Annotated in this window: 16 protein-coding genes; 9 read left to right on the top strand and 7 right to left on the bottom strand. The window is 70.2% G+C overall.

What is annotated here, in order from left to right; genetic code table 11:
• Positions 1–322: 322 nt before the first annotated feature.
• Both ACIRRY_RS26320 and ACIRRY_RS26325 read right to left on the bottom strand, forming a co-directional pair.
• Positions 323–925, bottom strand: coding sequence for an FMN reductase (locus tag ACIRRY_RS26320; RefSeq protein WP_403976959.1), 603 nt, complete (start codon positions 923–925; stop codon positions 323–325).
• A complete protein-coding gene (locus tag ACIRRY_RS26325) occupies positions 922–2,022 on the bottom strand; it encodes an LLM class flavin-dependent oxidoreductase (RefSeq protein ID WP_403976961.1) in 1,101 nt (366 codons plus the stop codon). The genes ACIRRY_RS26320 and ACIRRY_RS26325 overlap by 4 nt, the downstream gene beginning before the upstream one ends.
• A 149-nt stretch (positions 2,023–2,171) precedes the next feature.
• On the opposite strand from ACIRRY_RS26325, the gene ACIRRY_RS26330 reads away from it, so the two are divergent.
• The 3 genes from ACIRRY_RS26330 (at position 2,172) to ACIRRY_RS26340 (ending at position 5,028) form a co-directional block, all read left to right on the top strand.
• Positions 2,172–3,074, top strand: coding sequence for a DUF6597 domain-containing transcriptional factor (locus ACIRRY_RS26330; RefSeq protein WP_403976963.1), 903 nt, complete (start codon positions 2,172–2,174; stop codon positions 3,072–3,074).
• A 98-nt stretch (positions 3,075–3,172) separates the two neighbouring features.
• Positions 3,173–4,339, top strand: a complete 1,167-nt coding sequence (locus tag ACIRRY_RS26335; protein ID WP_403976965.1) for a sensor histidine kinase — start codon at positions 3,173–3,175, stop codon at positions 4,337–4,339.
• Positions 4,336–5,028, top strand: a complete 693-nt coding sequence (locus tag ACIRRY_RS26340; protein ID WP_403976967.1) for a response regulator — start codon at positions 4,336–4,338, stop codon at positions 5,026–5,028. Before ACIRRY_RS26335 ends, ACIRRY_RS26340 begins: the two co-directional genes overlap by 4 nt.
• On the opposite strand, the gene ACIRRY_RS26345 is transcribed toward ACIRRY_RS26340, so the two are convergent.
• From ACIRRY_RS26345 to ACIRRY_RS26355, 3 genes are all read right to left on the bottom strand, one after another.
• A complete protein-coding gene (locus tag ACIRRY_RS26345; RefSeq protein ID WP_403976969.1) occupies positions 4,997–5,554 on the bottom strand; it encodes a hypothetical protein in 558 nt (185 codons plus the stop codon). The genes ACIRRY_RS26340 and ACIRRY_RS26345 overlap by 32 nt on opposite strands.
• A 177-nt stretch (positions 5,555–5,731) precedes the next feature.
• Positions 5,732–6,205, bottom strand: coding sequence for a MarR family winged helix-turn-helix transcriptional regulator (locus ACIRRY_RS26350; protein ID WP_403976971.1), 474 nt, complete (start codon positions 6,203–6,205; stop codon positions 5,732–5,734).
• A gap of 122 nt (positions 6,206–6,327) precedes the next feature.
• Positions 6,328–6,795 (bottom strand): hypothetical protein, encoded by a 468-nt coding sequence (locus ACIRRY_RS26355; RefSeq protein WP_403976973.1) that lies wholly within the window; start codon positions 6,793–6,795, stop codon positions 6,328–6,330.
• A 127-nt stretch (positions 6,796–6,922) separates the two neighbouring features.
• Here ACIRRY_RS26355 and ACIRRY_RS26360 point away from each other — a divergent pair, with 127 nt between their 5' ends.
• From ACIRRY_RS26360 to ACIRRY_RS26370, 3 genes are all read left to right on the top strand, one after another.
• Complete coding sequence (locus ACIRRY_RS26360; protein ID WP_403976975.1) at positions 6,923–7,258, top strand: YnfA family protein; 336 nt, start codon at positions 6,923–6,925, stop codon at positions 7,256–7,258.
• A gap of 94 nt (positions 7,259–7,352) precedes the next feature.
• Positions 7,353–8,129, top strand: a complete 777-nt coding sequence (locus tag ACIRRY_RS26365; RefSeq protein ID WP_403976977.1) for an SDR family NAD(P)-dependent oxidoreductase — start codon at positions 7,353–7,355, stop codon at positions 8,127–8,129.
• Complete coding sequence (locus tag ACIRRY_RS26370; RefSeq protein WP_403976979.1) at positions 8,129–8,305, top strand: hypothetical protein; 177 nt, start codon at positions 8,129–8,131, stop codon at positions 8,303–8,305. Before ACIRRY_RS26365 ends, ACIRRY_RS26370 begins: the two co-directional genes overlap by 1 nt.
• Before the next feature lie 295 nt (positions 8,306–8,600).
• Here the strand turns inward: ACIRRY_RS26370 and ACIRRY_RS26375 are convergent, their stop codons facing one another.
• Positions 8,601–9,968, bottom strand: coding sequence for a hypothetical protein (locus ACIRRY_RS26375; protein ID WP_403976980.1), 1,368 nt, complete (start codon positions 9,966–9,968; stop codon positions 8,601–8,603).
• A 195-nt stretch (positions 9,969–10,163) separates the two neighbouring features.
• Positions 10,164–11,357: an RtcB family protein gene (locus ACIRRY_RS26380; protein WP_403976982.1), complete on the bottom strand. Its 1,194-nt coding sequence runs from the start codon at positions 11,355–11,357 to the stop codon at positions 10,164–10,166.
• A 219-nt stretch (positions 11,358–11,576) separates the two neighbouring features.
• Here ACIRRY_RS26380 and ACIRRY_RS26385 point away from each other — a divergent pair, with 219 nt between their 5' ends.
• From ACIRRY_RS26385 to ACIRRY_RS26395, 3 genes are all read left to right on the top strand, one after another.
• On the top strand, positions 11,577–12,425 hold the full coding sequence (locus ACIRRY_RS26385) for a DUF3558 domain-containing protein (protein ID WP_403976984.1): 849 nt from the start codon (positions 11,577–11,579) through the stop codon (positions 12,423–12,425).
• Positions 12,426–12,543: 118 nt separating this feature from the next.
• Positions 12,544–13,449 (top strand): DUF3558 domain-containing protein, encoded by a 906-nt coding sequence (locus ACIRRY_RS26390; protein ID WP_403976986.1) that lies wholly within the window; start codon positions 12,544–12,546, stop codon positions 13,447–13,449.
• 193 nt (positions 13,450–13,642) lie between these two features.
• Positions 13,643–14,977 (top strand): DUF2637 domain-containing protein, encoded by a 1,335-nt coding sequence (locus ACIRRY_RS26395; protein WP_403977012.1) that lies wholly within the window; start codon positions 13,643–13,645, stop codon positions 14,975–14,977.
• Positions 14,978–15,071 lie beyond the last annotated feature (94 nt).

Raw genomic sequence — 15,071 nt, forward strand, 5'->3', positions numbered from 1 at the left:
GGCCACCCCGGGGGCCCCCCCCCCCGGGGCCCCCCCCCCCCCGCCCCCCCCGGGGGGGGGGGGGGGGGGGGCCAGCCGACGCGCCTGGGGGCTGCGCCCCCAGACCCCCCTTCGGCCCTGAAGGGGCCTCGTCCTCAAACGCCGGACGGGCTGGATATGGACGGCCTGTGCTGGAAAGGCGCCGGACGAGCCAGAGACCGCCAGTCCGAGCGAGAAGGCGCGCCCCCACCGGGTGGGTGGGGGTTCGGGACGGCAGAACCTCCTCCTCAAGCACCGGACCTGCTGACCATTGCCGGCCTGCGATGAAAGGTGCGCCCGAACCTCACGCGCCCGGCGAAGCCGAAAGCGCCGCCAGCTGCTCCGCGAACGGTACGACCGTCAGTTCCGGCTGCTTCTTCTCCTTGTGGGGTGTGGACAGGCCCCGCGTCAGGGCCGTCAGCTCCTCCGCCGCCCGCTCGATCCGGTCCGGCAGGCCCTCCGCGCCCCAGTCCTCCGAGGCGGCGTAGACCCCGGTGGGGACGACGACGGCGCGGAGGTGGGCGAAGAGCGGGCGGAGGGCGTGGTCCAGTACCAGCGAGTGGCGCGCGCTGCCGCCGGTCGCGGCGATGAGGACCGGCTTTCCGGCCAGCGCGTCCTTGTCCAGGACGTCGAAGAAGGACTTGAAGAGTCCGCTGTACGACGCCGAGAACACCGGCGTGACCGCGATCAGCCCGTCCGCCTCCGTCACCGCGTCCAGCGCGGCGGCGAGGGAACGGCCGGGGAAGCCGTTGGTGAAGTTGTGCGCTATCTCCACGGCGAGGTCGCGCAGCTCCACCACCTGGATGTCGGCGGGGACCTTGCGGTCCACCGCCGCCGCCAGGCGGTCGGCCAGCAGCCTCGTGGAGGAGGGCACACTCAGGCCCGCCGAGACGACTACGAGCTTCATGCGACGGTCACCCCTTCCGCTGCGGCGGCCTTGGCCGCCTTCAGCGACTCGTGGGTCGGCGCCTCCGGCACGTCCGCCGGGCGGTTCACCGCGAACTCCTTGCGCAGCACCGGTACGACCTCCTCGCCCAGCAGGTCGAGCTGCTCCAGGACCGTCTTGAGCGGCAGACCGGCGTGGTCGAGCAGGAAGAGCTGGCGCTGGTAGTCACCGGCGTAGTCGCGGAAGGCCAAGGTCTTCTCGATGACCTCTTGCGGCGAGCCGACGGTCAGCGGGGTCTGGTCGGTGAAGTCCTCCAGGGAGGGCCCGTGGCCGTAGACCGGCGCGTTGTCGAAGTACGGGCGGAACTCGCGCACCGCTTCCTGGGAGTTCTTGCGCATGAAGACCTGGCCGCCGAGGCCGACGATCGCCTGCTCCGCCGTGCCGTGGCCGTAGTGCGCGTACCGCTCCCGGTACAGCTCGACCATCTGCTTGGTGTGGTCGGCCGGCCAGAAGATGTTGTTGTGGAAGAAGCCGTCGCCGTAGAAGGCGGCCTGCTCGGCGATCTCGGGGCTGCGGATCGAGCCGTGCCAGACGAACGGCGGTACGTCGTCCAGCGGGCGGGGCGTGGAGGTGAAGCCCTGGAGCGCGGTGCGGAACTTGCCCTCCCAGTTCACTACGTCCTCGCGCCACAGGCGGCGCAGCAGGGCGTAGTTCTCGATGGCGAGGTTGATGCCCTGGCGGATGTCCTGCCCGAACCAGGGGTAGACCGGGCCGGTGTTGCCGCGGCCCGTCATCACGTCGACCCGGCCGTCGGCGAGGTGCTGGAGCATCGCGAAGTCCTCCGCGATCTTCACCGGGTCGTTGGTGGTGATGAGGGTGGTGGAGGTGGAGAGGATGAGCTTCTCGGTCCGCGCGGCGATGTAGCCGAGCATCGTCGTCGGGGACGAGGGGACGAACGGGGGGTTGTGGTGCTCACCCGTGGCGAAGACGTCGAGTCCGACCTCCTCGGCCTTCAGCGCGATGGCGACCATGGCCTTGATGCGCTCACGCTCGGTCGGCGTCCGTCCGGTGGTCGGGTCCGGTGTGACGTCGCCGACGCTGAAGATCCCGAACTGCATGGTCGTTCACCCTCCAGGTTGTTGATTATTCAACTATACCCCTCAACGGTCACCCCGCCGCACATATTCCAGGCACCGGGGACACGGCTTCCAAGTACCGGCGACGCGGCCGTCCACCCGCTGTCAGTGGCCCGTCCTACGATCCCCCCATGGCCGCCCCACGCCGTAGCGCCTCCGGAGAAGGGGAAGCCGACGACACCCGCGGAATCGTCGACCCCGCCGAACTCCTCACCCGCGTCCGCTTCCGCCGCCCCGAACCCGCCGAGCCCCTCCGCCCGTACATCGAGCACTACTGGCTCATCGACTGGGACCTGACCGAGCCCTACGTCTCCCATGTCGTCCCGCACCCGGCCGTGCACATCGTCTTTCAGCGGCTCGCCGGCGAGGACGCCTTCGTCGAGGTCGCCGGCATCCCGCACGGGCTCTTCGCCCAGAAGCTGGAGGGGCGGGGGCGGGTCTGCGGGATCAAGTTCCGGCCCGGCGCCTTCCGTGCCGTCGCCCCTGACCGGCCCGTGTCGGAGTGGACGGGGGCGCGGGTGCGGCAGCCCGAGGTGTTCCCGGACACCGACCCCGCCGTCGTCCTCGATCCCGCCGACGAGAGCGCCCGCGTCGCCGCCCTGGACGCCTTCCTGCTCGCCCTCGGCCCCCGCCCCGACCCGCAGGCCGAACTCGCGACCACCCTGGTCGACCGCATCCGCACCGACCGCACGATCCGCCGCGTCACCGACTTCGCCCACACCGAGGGCCTGTCCGTACGACTGCTGCAACGCCTCTTCGCCGCGTACGTCGGCGTCGGCCCCTGGGGGTCCCCCCTCTGGGGGAGGGTCATCCTGCGCTACCGCATCCACGAGGCCCTGGAGCGGGCCGGCGCCGAGGAACCCGTCGACTGGGCGGCCCTCGCCGCCGACCTCGGTTACGCCGACCAGGCCCACCTGATCCGGGACTTCACGACGACGGTCGGGGTGACACCGACGGCGTACGCGCAGAGTGCGCAGAGTGCGCGGGGTGCGCCGGGCGGACAGGGTGCGCACGGCGCGCAGGGCGGGCGCTGACCGTCGTCGCTGACCGGCTCCACCAACCGCCGCCCACGGGGCCGTCCGCCCGCTGGTAGCTTTCGCAGCGGTCGGACAACAGCGGGGAGTGAGACCTGATGAACCGAGCTCAGGCCCTGGTCCGCTGGTCCACGGCGGACAACAACCCCATCCAGGTCTTCGGCACCGTGGCCGCCGTCACCGTCGGCGCGGTCACCGTGCGCCCCACCGGGACGTCCGGTACCGGGCTCGCCGTGCTGTGTCTGCTCGTCCTCGTGTCGCTGCTGCTGTGCACCCGGCTCATCCCCGAAGGCCACTTCTCACCGGGTGCGCAGCTCGCGGTGCTGTGCGTCTGGTCGGCGGGGGCCGCCGCGCTGATGGGCCTGGACCGCTCCGGGGCCTCGACCCTGTTCGCGTACTTCGCCACCGGCCACGCCGGATACCGCCTCGACAGCCGCCGCTCACTGCCCTTCGCGGCGGCCACCAGCGCCCTGTGCGCGGGAGTGCTGCTGCTGCCGTGGGGCGCCCACGGCACCTCGTGGATCGTGGGCGCCTTCACCGGGGTCAGTGTGCTGGTCGGTATCTCCAACCGCGCCCACACCGACGCGCTGCGCTCCGCACGGGCCGCCGCCGAGCAGGCCGAGCTGGCCGCACGGGCCGAGGCGCGGGCCGAGGCGCTCGCCGAGCGGGCCCGGATCGCCCGGGACGTGCACGACGTACTGGCCCACTCGCTGGCCGGGGTGAACATGCAACTGGAGGTCACCGACGCCCTGTTGGAGTCCGGTGACATCGAACGCGCCCGGCAGGCGGCCCAGCGGGCGCAGAGCCTGGTGCGGTCGGGGCTGACCGAGGTGCAGCGCACGGTCGGCGATCTGCGCGAGGACGCGCTGCCGCTGGTGGAGACGCTGCGGTCCCTGCTCGCCTCCGCATCCGACGCCGGTACGCTGACCGTCGACGGGCCACCGCGTGAACTGCCCGTCCGCCTCGCCCAGGTGATCGTGCGCTGCGCCCAGGAGGCGCTGACCAACGCGCACAAGTACGCGCCCGGCGCTCCGGTCCGTATGCGCCTGGAGTACCGGGCACGGCAGCCGGAGGCGACCGTCTTCGAAGTGGTCAACTCCGCGCCGCCGGAAGGCTCGCGGCCACTGGCCGGCGCCGGGAGCGGGATGGGGCTGGTCGGGATGCGCGAGCGCCTCGACCTGGTGGGCGGCACGGTCTCGGCCGGGCCGATCGTGGACGGCGACGACAGTGGAGGCTGGCGAGTGCGCGTGGTGATCCCGGGATGAGCGACGAGCGGCAGGGCGAACAGCAGCCTGTTGTCAGGGTGGTTGTGGCCGACGACCAGACCGCGGTCCGTGAGGCGCTGGCGACCGTACTGGATCTGCAGCCCGGCGTGGAGGTCGTGGCCACGGCGAAGGACGGCGGGGAGGCCGTGCGGGCCGCCGAGGAGCACGCGCCCGATGTGGTCCTGATGGATCTCAACATGCCGCGGATGGACGGGGTCGAGGCCACCCGGCTGATCACCGAGCGCTTCCCGCGGGTCGCCGTCGTCGTGCTGACCACCTTCGCCGACGAGGGGTACATCCTCGCCGCGCTCGGTGCCGGTGCCCGCGGCTACCTCACCAAGGAGTCCGGCCGGCAGGACATCACCCGCGCGGTGCGGGCCGCGGCGGCCGGGCAGTCCGTGCTCGACCCCGCCGTACGGGACCGGCTCGTCGCCGCCGCCGCGCGGGGCGGCGCCCCCGTCGAGCGCCCGGGCACGGGACTCGCCCCTGATCTCACGCCCCGGGAGGTCGAGGTCCTCACGCTGATCGGCGAGGGGTTCACCAACCGGGGGATCGCCGAGCGGCTGGTGGTCAGCGAGGCCACGGTGAAGACGCATATCAACAACCTCTTCTCCAAGGCGCATCTGCGGGACCGGGCGCATGCCGTGAAGTACGCGTTCATCCACGGACTGGTGAAGACCCCTGGGTGAGGGCCTCGCCGCGGGCACCGGCCGACGGCAGCATCCGGACGCGGGCCAGCAGCACGAACACCCGGGTGAGGACCATGGCCAGCGCCATGATGACGAAGAACGGCGCGATGGCGTCCTGCACTATCTGGTGCTCCGCCATGAACGTGCCGAGGTGGTCGCGGAACCCGGTGTTGTGCTCGGCGAGGTAGATGAAGGCGACGCGCAGGCCGACCACCGCCGTCCAGATCGCCACGAACCCCGCGCCGCACCGGGTGTGGACCTCGCCCGAGGCCGGGTCGCGCTCCACGCCGGTCGTGAACGTGGCGACGACCCCGCAGGCCAGCCCGATCGCGGCGCCCACCAGATAGACCACGATGTCGACGTGCTGGGTGGGCATCCCCTTCAGATAGAAGTAGCCGACCGCCGACACCGTGCCGATCGGCATCAGCACCTTGTGCAGGTCGTACTTCCGGCGCCCGTACTGCGTCAGCATCATCACCGCGAAGATGCCCCCGCTGATCGTCAGCGCCTGCTCCATGTCCGTCATGACGTCGCACTCCTCGGTCTCCGGCGGTGTGTCCGCCGCGCGTTTTCCTGAGACCGACTCTCCCGCCGACGCCGGAAAAGCTCCCGGACCCACGGGTGGAAATCCGGGTGGAGACGCAAGGTGGAGGCTCCCCCTGAGGACCGCTCGGGGACCAGGCGCGCCGACCGTGCCCCGGCGCTAGACCTCCCCCGCCCGCAACCGCGCGATCTGCCGGCCGCTGAACTCCACCGTCCGCCTCATGTGCCCGACGATCACGGCGAGTTCGGCGTCGTCGAGGTCGTCGAAGAGGGTGAACCAGCCGCCGCCCAGCCGGTTCCACATGCGCCCGAACTCGGTGATCTTCTCCGGGACGGTCGCCACCAGCACCCGCCGCCGGTCCTCCGCGTCCCGCTCCCGGACGACGTACCCCGCCCGCTCCAGCCGGTCCACCAGCCGCGTCGCCGACCCGGTCGTCAGCCCGGTCAGCTCGGCGACCCGGCCCGTGGTCACGGGCCCGGCCTCCAGCGTGAGCAGGTTCAGACACTGCAGATCGGTGGGGTGCAGCCCGAGCCGGTCGGCGACGGCCTGGTTGAACAGGGCGTACGACGCCATGTACCGGCGCGAGACGGTGGACAACTCGTCCAGCAGCCGCGCCCGCGCGTTCCCGGACATGTCGTTACCCCTCGTTGCCTGTGCCGTACGGAGATCGAGATCGTACGACGCGGCCGGGAGTGTGGCTCAGGGGTACTACGGGCGTGGCTCAGAAGCAGCAGGTGTCACCAGTGGCGGCTGCGTCAGAAGTAGTAGGTGTCACCGGTGTCCAGGACGAGCACCCGCTGCTGGTCGTTGGCCCGGTTCCCGTCCACCGCGCCGCCGCCCCACACCGTGTCCAGCTCCAGCAGCACCTCCGAGGACGTGTCCCGCAGCCGTACCCCCAGCTCGATGCGCTCGCCCGCCTCGTCCGCGGCCAGCGCCCCCGTCCGGCACACCACGACCCGCTCCCCCGACCGCGCACACCCCTCCGGCAGCGTCTGCCGGTCCGCGAGCGGCTTCGACCAGCGCAGCCGTACGGTCGCGTCGGGCACCGCCGACGGCCCGTGGTTGCGCGGAGTGAGCCGGACGTCGACGCGGCCCTCGGTCATGACGGCGGAGCCGTGGTAGGCGAGATCCGCCTCCGGAGCCGGCACACCGGGGGCCGCGCCCATCGCCGCGAGCGCCGCACCCGCCACGACGCCGACCCGCACTACCCGTACTACTCGCATGCCGTCCACTCCTCGGTTCGCCCGTGCACCCCGTACACCGCCGCTGCGGTCGTACGGATGTATCCCACGTGGAGCGCACGACAGGCGCCGTCCATCAGGTGACAGCCCGCGTGATGGGATGGCGGCCATGCTCGTCCTCCGCTCCGCAGCCCTCTTCGTCGTCGCCGCCGTCTTCGAGATCGGCGGCGCCTGGCTGGTCTGGCAGGGGGTGCGCGAACACCGCGGCTGGCTGTGGGCCGTCGGCGGGGTCATGGCCCTCGGCGTCTATGGCTTCGTCGCCACCTTCCAGCCCGACGCCCACTTCGGCCGCATCCTCGCGGCCTACGGCGGGATCTTCGTCGCCGGTTCACTGGCCTGGGGCGCGGTCGCGGACGGCTACCGGCCCGACCGCTGGGACCTCACGGGCGCCCTGATCTGCCTGGCCGGAATGGCCGTGATCATGTGGGCACCGCGCGGGAACTGAGCCCCCGCCGGGCCCCCGCCGGACCCCCCTATCCTGGGGGGAGTCGTACGGAGTCGTACGTACGATCCCCTCGATCCGTCCCCAGGAGCAGCCCATGGCCACCGCCGCACCTTCCGCCGCCTCCCGTATCGCGGTCGTCACCGGGGCGAGCGGCGGCATCGGCGGGGCCACCGCCCGGCAGCTCGCCGCGGCCGGTTACCGCGTCGTCCTCACCGCCCGCCGCAAGGACCGCATCGAGGCGCTCGCCGAGGAGATCAACAAGGCGGGCCACCAGGCGACGGCCTACGAACTCGACGTCACCGACCGCACCGCCGTCGACGAGTTCGCGACCGCCTTCAAGACGATCGGCGTGCTCGTCAACAACGCGGGCGGCGCGCTCGGCGCCGACCCGGTCGCGACCGGCGACCCCGCCGACTGGCGCACGATGTACGAGACGAACGTCCTCGGCACCCTGAACATCACCCAGGCCCTGCTCCCCGCGCTCACCGCGAGCGGCGACGGCACGGTCGTGGTCGTCTCCTCCACCGCCGGCCACGGCACGTACGAGGGCGGCGCGGGCTATGTCGCCGCCAAGCACGGCGCCCACGTCCTCGCCGAGACACTGCGCCTGGAGATCGTCGGCACGCCGGTCCGGGTCATCGAGGTCGCGCCCGGCATGGTCAAGACGGACGAGTTCGCGCTGACCCGGTTCGGCGGCGACGCGGAGAAGGCGGCGAAGGTCTACGCGGGCGTCGCCGAGCCCCTCACCGCCGACGACGTGGCCGACACGATCACCTGGGCGGTCACCCGCCCCAGCCATGTCAACATCGACCTCCTCGTGGTCCGCCCCCGCGCCCAGGCCTCGAACACGAAGGTCCACCGGGAGGTCTGATGCCCGACCGAGAGGGCAACCCGGACAACTCCCAAGAGGCCCTGGAACAGCGCCGCCTGGCCGAGGAGACCAGAAACGAACGCAAAGTCTGGTATTTCCTCGGCTACTTCCTCTTCGGCATCCACATCGTCGCGTTCGTGATGATCTACGCGGTGACACACGCGCCGAACAAGTAGGTGTCCCCGCGCATCGGTTCAGGGACTTGGCGATGCGGGCCTATTTCCGCTGCCGGAAGATCCACTCCCGCGTGCTCGATGGCGCAGGCGATCGGCCAGGTGGACTTGTGCTCGACGCCGTGCGCGTTGGCCAGGCCTCCCCAACAGGGCACCGTCGTCGTCCGGGGAGAGCTCGACGATGGCGTACGGCCCGTCCCTGCCCTGGTCAGCGAGGGCCGCGCCGGTGACGACCGCCGATGTCCCCACCCCCGCGACCCGGGCTAAGAATGCGCGCCTTGTCGTCATTTTCCACACCTCAGTTCAGGGACTTGATGATGCGTCCGATACGGGTGGCTGCTTTCTCCGCGGTGCCCTGGATGTAGAAGCCGTCGACCGCCTCGTAGGTGACGTGGTCGAAATTCCACTTGTCGGGCATGTTCTTGGCGCCGCCCTCGAACATCGACATGACGAAAGTGCTGGAGAACGACGAATTCTCGCGGATCGCGTTCGCGGTGGTCGTGGACAACTCCGGTTCCACACCCGCGAAGACGCCCTTGCCGACCTGGAAGACCCAGAGCGGTACCTGGGCGGTGCCGGTTGGGGTGAAGGTGACGGTCCTGGTGGGCGCGCTGGCCTGCGGCCCCTGGACCTGCGTCGTGGTGATGCCGTCGGTGACCAGCCGCACCACAACTCCCTTGCCGCTCTCGTACTTTCGGATGCCCTGCGCCACCCGCACGATCTCGTTCCCGAGCCGCTCGCCCTGCGCGGTCAGCAGCGCGAAACCGGCGTCGTGCAGATCGGTGCCGTAGGTCCAGCCCTTGTCCTTGTCGATCGTGTAACGCTTCGCGCGATACGCCGGGAACTGGTCCCCGCACGCCCCGACCAGCCAGAAGCCGACGGCACCGGGGTACTGCGTCTCGACGTGCGCCACGGCCGCCCCCGCGAGGTCGGCGGTGATCGGCAGGGTGCCGTCGGCCATGACCGAGTCCTGCATCACGCAGGACTGCACGTTGTAGTTGGTCAGCACGGCGATCGGGTTGCCGTCGAGGTCGTTGAAGCGGGCGACGTACACGCCCTTGTCGGACGGCAGTTGCTCATTGACGCCGAGCCAGTAGCCGTCGGCGGTGAGGACGTTGCGGTTGACGTTGACGTCGGACTTCCCACTGCCGTAGCCGACTTGGGCGTCCTGCAGGCTCCCGACGGCGTCGGCGACCGCGCTCTTGGTCGCGGCGACGATGTTCTGGACGTAGGCCGCCGCCCCCACCGAGGACGAACTCGGCTGCACATGCGGCGCGGAGAAGCAGTGCGTGACGGTGACCATGATGTCCGCGGCGGCGACACCACTGGCCGCGGTAATGGCCGTGCGCATCAGCGCGATCGCCTCCGCGCTGATCGAGGTCAGATCCAGCACGGCCAGCGCGATACGCCGGGACCCCGACTCCACCAGCAGGACCCGCACATGGAGGTCGTCGTGCACGGCGGTGAAGTTGTCCAGCGGCAGCAGCGAGGCGGCGGGCGTGAACGCGGCCTTCCCGACCCCCGCCTTCAGCCCGCCCACCGCCTTCGCGGCGGCCCGCGCGGAACCGGCCCCACCGACCACGGTCGCCGCGAGCGCGGTCGCCGCCCCCGCGGCCACGACGGTCCGCCGACTCAACTCGCCCTGATTCCGGTACGACTCCATCATGTGCTGTCCTCCGAGACGCTGCGGGTGGGACGGGATTAACACCCGGGCAGCATCACAGCGAAATTCGAGGCCAGCAATAAGGGCCGCACGCAAACAATGCTTTCACGAATGGAGCATGCATTTGACGTGCGGCGGCTGCGGAAATCCACAGCAATGGGCCTCGAATTCACAGCGATCTCAGAAGGATTTCAGGGCTCAACCCTTCACGCACACGACCTGCTTCAGCTTCGCCACGACCTCCACGAGGTCCCGCTGCTGATCGATGACCTGCTCGATCGGCTTGTACGCGCCCGGGATCTCGTCCACGACACCGGAGTCCTTACGGCACTCCACGCCCCGCGTCTGCTCCTCCAGGTCCTTCACCGAGAAGCGGCGCTTGGCCGCGTTACGGCTCATGCGCCGACCGGCGCCGTGCGAGGCGGAGTTGAAGGACTTCTCGTTGCCGAGGCCCTTCACGATGTACGAACCGGTGCCCATCGAGCCCGGGATGATCCCGAAGTCGCCGGAGCCGGCGCGGATCGCCCCCTTACGGGTGACCAGCAGGTCCATTCCCTCGTACCGCTCCTCACTCACGTAGTTGTGATGGCACGAGATCTCCTGCTCGAAGGTCGGCTTCGCCTTCTTGAACTCCTTGCGGACCACGTCCTTCAGGAGCGCCATCATGATCGTGCGGTTGTACTTCGCGTACTCCTGCGCCCAGAACAGGTCGTTGCGGTACGCCGCCATCTGCGGGGTGTCCGCGATGAAGACGGCGAGGTCACGGTCGACCAGGCCCTGGTTGTGCGGGAGCTTCTGGGCGGTGCCGATGTGGTGCTCGGCCAGTTCCTTGCCGATGTTCCGGGAACCGGAGTGCAGCATGAGCCACACCGAACCGGACTCATCGATGCAGACCTCGCAAAAGTGGTTTCCTCCGCCAAGTGTGCCCATCTGCTTCGCGGCCCGCTCCTCCCGGAACTTCACCGCATCCGCGACGCCCTCGAACCGCCCCCAGAACCCGTCCCACCCGCCGGTGGCCAGACCGTGGAACCGCCCCGGCTCAACGGGGCTGTCGTGCATCCCCCGCCCCACCGGAATCGCCTCCTCGATCTTCGACCGCAGCCGCGACAGATCGCCGGGAAGATCGTTCGCCGTGAGTGACGTCTTCACCGCCGACATGCCGCAGCCGATGTCGACCCCCACCGCCGCGGGGCAGACCGCACCCTGCATCGCGATGACCGAGCCGACCGTCGCGCCCTTCCCGTAGTGGACGTCCGGCATGACCGCCAGGCCCTTGATCCACGGCAGGGTCGCCACGTTGCGGAGCTGCTGGAGCGCCCCCTCCTCGACCGACGCGGGGTCGGCCCACATGCGGATCGGCACCTTCGCGCCCGGTATCTCTACATACGACATTTCGTCCTCATTCCCCCGGAAAACAACAGAAGTCTAAAATCGCAAAACCGGTGCCAAGGTCGACGAAAGGGATACCGGACCGGCATTCACGGCTGTGCGTGCGATACACATTGTCTCCAGGGGGTCCCCCGGTGCGGCAAGCGATTAACCGGCGGGGACACTGGCAGGACCCTTGATCATCGTCCAGGACCCTTGATCGTCGTCGAGAGGAGCCCGACCGTGCAGCGGAAGGCCTACGTACCCGGCACCGCCGCGCTCCTGGTGGCGCTGCTGGCGGGCTGCACGAGCGGCTCGGCCGACAGCGGTACGACGGACGACGCGAACCCGGGGGAGGCCGGTACGGCGACGGCGGTGGCCCAGCCGGGCAAGTACCGCACGCTCCCGGAACCCTGCGGCGCGGTCGGCCACGGCACGCTGGACACCCTGCTCCCCGGCATCAAGCAGATCGCGGACGCGGATCAGCGCGAGACGGCGTACGCGGGCGACGCGACGCTGACGTTCGACACGGACCGCAAGGTGGGCTGCCGTTGGAAGGTGGAGTCCACGGACGCGACCGACCATCTGCTGGTCGACTTCGAGCGGGTGGTGTCGTACGACAACGCGGTGAGCGACGCCGCCGAGGCACAGACCATCTTCGCGACGAAGGAGACGGCGGCGGATCTGCCGGAGCCGACGGCGAGCGCCACGGCGTCGGACTCCGCGTCGGAGTCGGCGTCCGCGTCCGACGCGGCGTCGGGCTCCACGACGCCCTCCGCCTCCGCCACCCCCTCCTCATCCTCATCCGCCTCGACCTCGACCTCGGCTTCCGCCACCGCCTCCCCCACCGGTCTCGAACCCCGCGCCCTCTCCGATCTCGGCGACGAGGCGTTCCTCGACGACACGTTGAGCAGTTCGGGTTCAACGGCCCAGCAGCGCACGGTGACTGTGGTGTTTCGCACGTCCAACGTGATTGTGACCATCGAGTACGAGGAGCAGCCGGCGACGGTCGGTGTCGTGCCGGACAGCCAGAACATGCAGGACAGGGCGCGGAAACTGGCCGCGCAGCTGGCCGACGCGCTCAACGGTTAGGGCCTCGGGGGACGCCTTTCGCGGGGTCGCGCAAAGCCCGTGAACGGAAACCGCACAGCTGACTCACCGCGTACCGTGGCCCCTCGGACCCGATCCGACGGCAGGAACCACGAGCGTCATGAGTGAAGGAACCATGCATCAACCAGCACAGCGAGACCTCAGTGACCGCCGGCGAGCGAAGCGTCTCCACCGCGTCCTTGTCGGCGCGGCCGCGGTCCCGGTGATGCTGATCGCGGCCGGCTGCTCCTCCGACTCCGGTTCGGACGACGGCGCGGGCAAGGACACCTCGGGCCTCGGCGCGACGACCTCCGCCGACGCGACCGCCGCGCCGACCGTGCAGGCGGCGGCGTACCGCAAGCTGCCCGAGCCGTGTGCGGTGCTGTCGGCGAAGACGTTGACCGAGCTGGTGCCGAAGGGCGCCAAGTCGGGCAAGGAGGGTACGTCGAGCGACACGGCGTCGCGCGGCAGTTGCTCCTGGACGAGCCTGGACAACAACGGCGTCAAGGGCTCGCAGTTCCGCTGGCTGAACGTGTCGTTGCTGCGGTTCGACTCCTCGCAGACGCAGGGCGAGGGCGGCAAGCTGGCGCAGGAGTACTTCGCGAAGCAGGTGCGGGAGGCGCAGTCCGTCACCGGCGCGAAGAACGCCAAGTCGGAGCCGGTCGCGGGCGCGGGCGCCGAGGCCACGGCGGTGCGCTACGACCTGAAGAAGAAGGAAGGCGCCTTCAAGCAGCAGACGGTGGTGGCACGGGTCGAGAACGTGGTCGTCACGATCGACTACAACGGCGCGGGTCTCGCGGGCGACAAGGCACCGAACGCGGACACGTTGACGAAGGCGGCGGAGAAGGCCGTGAAGGAGGCCGTGGCGGCGGTGACGTCGGCCAACGGCACCGGCGCGGACACGGGCACGACCCCCAAGTCCCCCTCCGCATCGTCCTCTTCCCCGGCCAAGAAGGCGTCCCCGTCCCCCTCCGCCTCCAAGACCGCGAGCGCCTCTCCGTCACCCTCGGGCACCAAGAAGAGCTGACCGTCACATCACAGATGCGTTCCGGCCTCAACTCGCAGGTCAATGAAGCGTTTTGACGGAGCCCGGCCCCTTTCGGGACCGGGCTCCTGACAGACCGGCACCCAGGACGCCGCACACATGTGCCACCCTGTTGCGCGCAACAACATGTAAGGGGAGGGGAGTCCGGGTGTCCGCGCCCATTCAGCTCACACGTATGCACCGGGTGCTCATCGGCGTGGTCGTCTCCGGTGCGGTGGTCATCGCCGGTATCGGCTTCGCCGGTTCGTACGCCGCCGTACGCGAACTCGCCCTGAAGAAGGGCTTCGGGAACTTCGCGTACGTCTTCCCGATCGGCATCGACGCGGGCATCTGCGTCCTGCTCGCCCTCGACCTGCTCCTGACCTGGATCAGGATCCCCTTCCCGCTGCTGCGCCAGACGGCGTGGCTGCTGACGGTCGCGACGATCGCGTTCAACGGCGCCGCCGCCTGGCCCGACCCGCTCGGTGTCGGCATGCACGCGGTGATCCCGATCCTGTTCGTGGTCTCCGTCGAGGCGGCCCGGCACGCGATCGGCCGGATCGCCGACATCACGGCCGACAAGCACATGGAGGGCGTCCGCCTCACCCGCTGGCTGCTCTCGCCCATCCCGACGTTCCTGCTCTGGCGCCGGATGAAGCTGTGGGAGCTGCGCTCCTACGAGCAGGTCATCAAGCTGGAGCAGGACCGCCTCGTCTACCAGGCCCGCCTGCACTCCCGCTTCGGCCGCGCCTGGCGCCGCAAGGCCCCGGTGGAGTCGATCATGCCGCTGCGCCTGGCCCGCTACGGCGTCCCGCTCGCGCAGACGGCCCCCTCGGGTCTGGCCGCGGCGGGCATCGAGCCCGTACTGCTGCCCCCCGCCCCGGAGTTGGAGCCGGCCCGCGAGCCGGAAATCGCGGTCCAGCAGAGTCCGGCGCCGGCCCGGGAACAGCTGCCCGCCGCCGAGGTGAACCGGGCCCCCGAGCCGCCGCAGCAGCAGGCCGAGCCGCAGAACCCGTGGCTGCACTCGCGGGACCCGCAGACCGTCGCGTACCAGGGCGACTACGACCCGACGTACGAACCGGAGCCCGGGTATTCCGGTTGGTACGAGGAGGAGCCGCAGGCCGAGCAGTTCCAGCAGTACGAGCAGGAACAGCAGCAGTTCGCACGGCAACGGCGGTTCCAGCAGCAGCAGTTCCAGGAACAACAGCAGTTCCCGCAACAGCAGCAGCGGTACGAGGAGCAGCAGCCGGAGCCGGAGCCCTCTCCGGAGGACACCGGCACGTTCCCGATCCCGGCGGGCCCCGGCCGTACTCGTGAGCTGGGCGAGGGCGGCGGTACGGAGCCGACCGAGGAGGACTATTACCAGGTCTTCAAGAAGTCGATAGACGGCAGCTACCCGACTTCGGGCCAGTTCCGGGGCAACGTCGAGGACACGTACGGCATCGTCCTCCCGCAGCGCGAGGCCGACCGACTGGTCAGCCGCTTCACGAACCGCCACACAGAGGAACTCCAGGAGTACCACAGCGCCTGAGCTTGGTATTTATCCTCGCTGCCGTTTCAGGCGGATGTGTTCGGTGAGGGTTTCGGCTCGTTTCACGGTCTTCCCGGGCTCATGGCGTGGGGCT

The organism is Streptomyces sp. NPDC101776 (genome assembly GCF_044766845.1).
Taxonomy (GTDB): Bacteria; Actinomycetota; Actinomycetes; order Streptomycetales; family Streptomycetaceae; genus Streptomyces.

Bases quoted from the DNA above. Each gene is read 5' to 3' on its own strand.
- ACIRRY_RS26395 (WP_403977012.1), top strand. From the start codon at position 13,643: ATGCACCGGGTGCTCATCGGCGTGGTCGTCTCCGGTGCGGTGGTCATC.
- ACIRRY_RS26340 (WP_403976967.1), top strand. From the start codon at position 4,336: ATGAGCGACGAGCGGCAGGGCGAACAGCAGCCTGTTGTCAGGGTGGTT.
- ACIRRY_RS26350 (WP_403976971.1), bottom strand. From the start codon at position 6,205: ATGTCCGGGAACGCGCGGGCGCGGCTGCTGGACGAGTTGTCCACCGTC.
- ACIRRY_RS26330 (WP_403976963.1), top strand. From the start codon at position 2,172: ATGGCCGCCCCACGCCGTAGCGCCTCCGGAGAAGGGGAAGCCGACGAC.
- ACIRRY_RS26325 (WP_403976961.1), bottom strand. From the start codon at position 2,022: ATGCAGTTCGGGATCTTCAGCGTCGGCGACGTCACACCGGACCCGACC.
- ACIRRY_RS26355 (WP_403976973.1), bottom strand. From the start codon at position 6,795: ATGCGAGTAGTACGGGTAGTGCGGGTCGGCGTCGTGGCGGGTGCGGCG.
- ACIRRY_RS26345 (WP_403976969.1), bottom strand. From the start codon at position 5,554: ATGACGGACATGGAGCAGGCGCTGACGATCAGCGGGGGCATCTTCGCG.
- ACIRRY_RS26360 (WP_403976975.1), top strand. From the start codon at position 6,923: ATGCTCGTCCTCCGCTCCGCAGCCCTCTTCGTCGTCGCCGCCGTCTTC.
- ACIRRY_RS26365 (WP_403976977.1), top strand. From the start codon at position 7,353: ATGGCCACCGCCGCACCTTCCGCCGCCTCCCGTATCGCGGTCGTCACC.
- ACIRRY_RS26390 (WP_403976986.1), top strand. From the start codon at position 12,544: ATGAGTGAAGGAACCATGCATCAACCAGCACAGCGAGACCTCAGTGAC.
- ACIRRY_RS26375 (WP_403976980.1), bottom strand. From the start codon at position 9,968: ATGATGGAGTCGTACCGGAATCAGGGCGAGTTGAGTCGGCGGACCGTC.
- ACIRRY_RS26380 (WP_403976982.1), bottom strand. From the start codon at position 11,357: ATGTCGTATGTAGAGATACCGGGCGCGAAGGTGCCGATCCGCATGTGG.
- ACIRRY_RS26370 (WP_403976979.1), top strand. From the start codon at position 8,129: ATGCCCGACCGAGAGGGCAACCCGGACAACTCCCAAGAGGCCCTGGAA.
- ACIRRY_RS26320 (WP_403976959.1), bottom strand. From the start codon at position 925: ATGAAGCTCGTAGTCGTCTCGGCGGGCCTGAGTGTGCCCTCCTCCACG.
- ACIRRY_RS26335 (WP_403976965.1), top strand. From the start codon at position 3,173: ATGAACCGAGCTCAGGCCCTGGTCCGCTGGTCCACGGCGGACAACAAC.